The sequence below is a fragment of the Paraburkholderia tropica genome, assembly GCF_914484835.1.
Lineage (GTDB): Bacteria > Pseudomonadota > Gammaproteobacteria > Burkholderiales > Burkholderiaceae > Paraburkholderia > Paraburkholderia tropica_A.
On record NZ_CAJZAR010000091.1, the window covers coordinates 7970 to 12130 of the forward strand.

Annotated in this window: 5 protein-coding genes; all 5 read right to left on the minus strand. The window is 61.2% G+C overall.

Annotated elements, in window-relative coordinates; translation table 11 throughout:
• Positions 1 to 173: 173 nt before the first annotated feature.
• Positions 174 to 815, minus strand: a complete 642-nt coding sequence (locus LDO54_RS34200; protein WP_224016695.1) for a hypothetical protein — start codon at positions 813 to 815, stop codon at positions 174 to 176.
• Positions 816 to 1385 (minus strand): hypothetical protein, encoded by a 570-nt coding sequence (locus LDO54_RS34205; protein WP_224016697.1) that lies wholly within the window; start codon positions 1383 to 1385, stop codon positions 816 to 818.
• A gap of 505 nt (positions 1386 to 1890) precedes the next feature.
• The gene (locus LDO54_RS34210) at positions 1891 to 2730 is read right to left on the minus strand and encodes a hypothetical protein (protein WP_224016699.1); all 840 of its coding nucleotides are present in this window, start codon (positions 2728 to 2730) and stop codon (positions 1891 to 1893) included.
• 40 nt (positions 2731 to 2770) lie between these two features.
• On the minus strand, positions 2771 to 3466 hold the full coding sequence (locus LDO54_RS34215; protein ID WP_224016701.1) for a hypothetical protein: 696 nt from the start codon (positions 3464 to 3466) through the stop codon (positions 2771 to 2773).
• Positions 3467 to 3519: 53 nt separating this feature from the next.
• Positions 3520 to 4014, minus strand: a complete 495-nt coding sequence (locus tag LDO54_RS34220; RefSeq protein WP_224016703.1) for a hypothetical protein — start codon at positions 4012 to 4014, stop codon at positions 3520 to 3522.
• Positions 4015 to 4161: the final 147 nt, after the last annotated feature.

Here is a 4161-nt window from a genome sequence, read left to right on the forward strand (position 1 = left end):
AGCCCCCAGGAGCGGAACGTTTTTCTCCTTGCTGGGGCAAGGGAGCGACTTTCGTGACGTGCGCAGCACGGCGCGAAAGGTGCTGCCCCGGCAAGGCTGGATGGGCGACGCGGCCCGTTCTCGCATGCGAGAAACAAAAGCCCCGCATCAGCGGGGCCACATCATGCGAGGGGTTATGCGCCGGGCGCGAAAAGCCCAAAATCGAGTGGCGGCGCCGGCGCTCGCGGTGGCTGCTCGATCATCGCGCGCGCGTGTGCCAACGTCGCGGACGGACGCTTGCCCTTCTCGAAAGCGCGTTCAATCGCGCAGTCGATCGCGACGGCATTGGTCGAGAACCGAACCACAGTGCGACCGCGCTTGCCGGTGACGGTCACACCTGATCGGCTTACCCCGCTCGCAACGCATCCGGTCGTCACCTTGAAGTCGTTAAACATAAGCGTCCCAAGATGCGTACCGTTTCGCAATGCCAGCTTTTCGGCGGCCGCGTCGAGCATGACACGCTGATCGCACGCATCGAGATAGCGGCGCGCATAGTAGACCTCCATACCGAACTGGCCGCCGCTCACCTCGCTCTTTCCGATTTCAGTGTCGCCGGGTTGCAGATAGTTGCCAAAGTCGGCGATTACTGCTGCGAGGACTGCATCTGAGTAGAACAGCCCGGATTCGAGTGCCCGTGATACCGCGCCGATCAGCCGCATCATGTGCGGCTCGATCGGCCCCATATGGTGCGCAAGGTTGCCGTAGCGGCGGCCTGCCTCGTCTGTTGACGCGCAAAGCGGGTAGTAGCCGGTTTCATGGTTTGCCGTGGTCATCATTCAATGGTCCACAAGAATAGAAAGAATCCGTTTCGCCTGGTCCATCGAAATCCAACTTGCGTCGATTCTCACGTCATTCGACAGCAGGTGAACCTCAACTTTCTGCTGCCTTCCAATGCCGTGCATCGAAAATTTTTCGTTCTGGTGATTCCCTTCTTCAAGGCGCACTCCGACGAGTTCTGCCAATTCCGCGAGACGCGCGCGCTTGGCCATTCGTGTGGCGTTGCGCGCGTCGCGAAGCGCGAGCACTTCGGCAAGCGCCTTCGGATAGTCGGTCAACAGCCGGCGTTGAATGTCTTTCGCGATCTGCTCCGCGGGCTTGGCGATCGAGACGGTCATCGTCGGTTCGAACCAGACTGGCGCGCGCATCGGATGCCGGGTTTCATCAGCAGGAAACAGCGCGCGAATTACGATGCGGTCTTTTTTCTTCCAGACGTTGAACGAAAAACTCAGCTTCTGCTCCGCCTCGGGAAGCGCAACCTGAAACGTGTTGCCAGACTCGTCAGTGCCGTTGACTCTGGCACGAAGGCATGCGGCGATGTTCTCAGCCATCGAAGCAGCAGTTTCCATTCTTCAATCCCTCGCTAAATAGGCTCCGAAGTCGCGAACGACTTCTTTTCTGGAGTGACAACGGGCCTTGGTGAACTGGAGCGTTCCCCTGAGTGCGTTGCCTCTGCGACTAAGGAACCGGTCAGCCGGAGTGGTCAAGGGGAAACAGTGCGGGGTTGGTGCGGCCCGCAGCGCGCAGCGCGAGGACACGGCCCGCACGGCCCTTGACCGCGCAGGCTGATCGGTTACGGTCGCGGGTTTGAGGCAACGCAGTCAGGGGATCGGTTACGCGCTGGAGCCGCGTGTTGCTCCAGAAAAGAGGGGGTGGGTCATTCGCGCGAGAGCGCGCCATCGGGACGCGAGAGCGGCCCGCACTTTGGGTCGCCCGAGCGGCGGGGGCGCAGCCCCCAGGAGCGGAACGTGTCGTTGTTCCCCGTGCCATCGGCACGGCTGGATGGGCGGCCTGCGATCCTCCAAAGCAGAATGCCCGCATCAGCGGGCGTTCTCGATGGCGCAGCGAACACGGCTATCGGATCAGTCCAGAGAGAGAAACGTCGGTGCCTGCCGCCTGTGCTTCGGCCAGCGACTCCGACGATCGCGAGAACATATCCGGCTGGCGAGATACACGGTCGAGTTTCGGCACACTTTTCGCGTATCGCGTGCCGCTCGTGCCGTCGATGCTGTTAGCCCCAGCTGCGGCGCAAATGCGAATGCGGCGTGCCGTGTTGACGCGGCCGACATGCAGATAGCAGTGACGGCGCCGCGCGACCGAGCCCCATTCTCCCATCGTTGCCTCTTTCCACTCCGTCGTCCCGCCGACGAAAATGCCTACGGCCGGAGACAGGAAAGGGCGGACGTCCTCGATCTCCATGCCGTCCTGTACGGCGATCAGCAAACGGGTCGGAAGGGCGCGCAGACGTTCGAGCCATGAAAGCGAGAATTCGAGCGATGCCAGCCCGCCGGCGACGATATCGGGCAGTACGATCCAGTCTGCGCGTTCGCCCAGCTTTTCCACCACCGTCATGAAAGCGTATTCGTCAAAGGGCGTGCATTGCTGGAACGCCGTCCACGCACCGTTGTCGATCGCGTATTCAAACCCTGCTTCGACGCGATGCTGGCCCGTGGCCGACACTAGAAGCTTCCAGCCCGCGGCGCGCATTGCCGCGAGGTTGCGACGCGTGCCGGTCATGCTGGCATACGACACCAGCGGCGGCCGATCCATCGCGATGCGTTCTTCGATTTCCGGTTCGTCATCGGCGCTACCATCCACACAGTAGTAGTCGGCATAGGCCATCATCGCCTGAGCCTTTCCAACTGAATCGCCGCGCGCATACGCTTCGGCCCATTTCGGCAGGTAGTTCATCATCGGTCTCTGCGAATGGGCGGCCGACCCGGCCGCCTCGCGGTTATTGAATCTGGTCGATCAGGTCGAAAATATCCACGCCGTCAAGCGTGGCGCTCTGTGTGCGCGTGAACAGCGAATGCGTGCGCGCGATAACCTCCCATTCGGCGATCTGACGCAACGCAATCAGGTCGCCTTTGGACAGATTTGCGTCGGTGCCCGTGAACCGCACAATGCCTTGCGGCGACTGTCCGTGACCCCACGGCGAGAGGGTGATATCCATGCCCGCGATCGCGCGGCATTCCTTGCTTACGACGCCATCGCGCGTCACATACTCCAGGCGCTTGCCGATCTCGCGAGCCTTCACCGCGTCGATCTTTTTGATCGTCGCGCGCGCGGCGTCGATTTCGTACACGTCACACGCGTTGCCATAGGAGTGCAACACGGCGTCGAGCTCGTCGTAGTTGCGCTCATGCACTCCGGTCTGGATCAGGTGCGTTCCACAGTCCCGAACGACCCACACATAGCGGCCCGTACCGTGCGTGCGCGAGAGGTATGCGCGATCACCGTGAAAAAAATCGTCCCGATAATGCTTGAGGCGACAGGCCGGCGATTCGACAATCGACTTCATTGCGTCGAAGATGGTGCGCGCGCGGCCCGTCAACGCAATGCCAAAGTCGTTTTCGATGGCGGCTGCCGTGCTTGCCTGCGGCGCGCACGCGCCATTCGATACTGCGTCAAAGCTCAGTTGTTGCTGCATGTCGGTGACTCCAGTAGGGGAGGCCGGGGCAAGCCCCGGGCTGGGGATTCGGATCAGGCGGCTTTCTTCGCGTAAAGCTCGATCGCCTTCGATTCGAGCGAGCCAATGGCGTGGAGAATTTCCGCGCCCTGCTTCGGACCGAGCGGCGCGATTTCATCAACGCGGCATGCCTTGCCGAATACCGGTGCGACGAAAATTTCTTTCGCGCCTGCGGCGATCATTGCGCGGCGGGCGAATTCGGAAAATGTCGCGGATTCGCCGAGCGCCTTGCGCTGTTTTTCCATGCTGCGGTGCATCGCTTCGAGTTTCTTCGTTGCGGCGCGCATTTCGTCCAGTTCCGCGTACCAGGACGGATGGAATGCGAGAAGAAACCCATACGGCGTAGCGTAGGAATCCGACACAAAGCAACGCGCGACAATCACGCCGTTGAATTCGTACTGGTAAGCGCCGAGCACGGACCGATCAAACTCAACACGGATCTCCGTCACGCCGCACTCATGTTTTGCGGACGCGCGAGCGCGCACAGACTTCTTCAGTTCGTTGCTCAATCGGGTTCTCCTTGGAAGTGGAAAGGGCTTCTTTTTTGGAGTGACAACGGCCTTGGTGAACTGGAGCGTTCCCCTGAGTGCGTTGCCTCTGCGACTAAGGAACCGGTCGGGTGGAGCGGTCAAGGGGGAACAGTGCGGGGTTGGTGC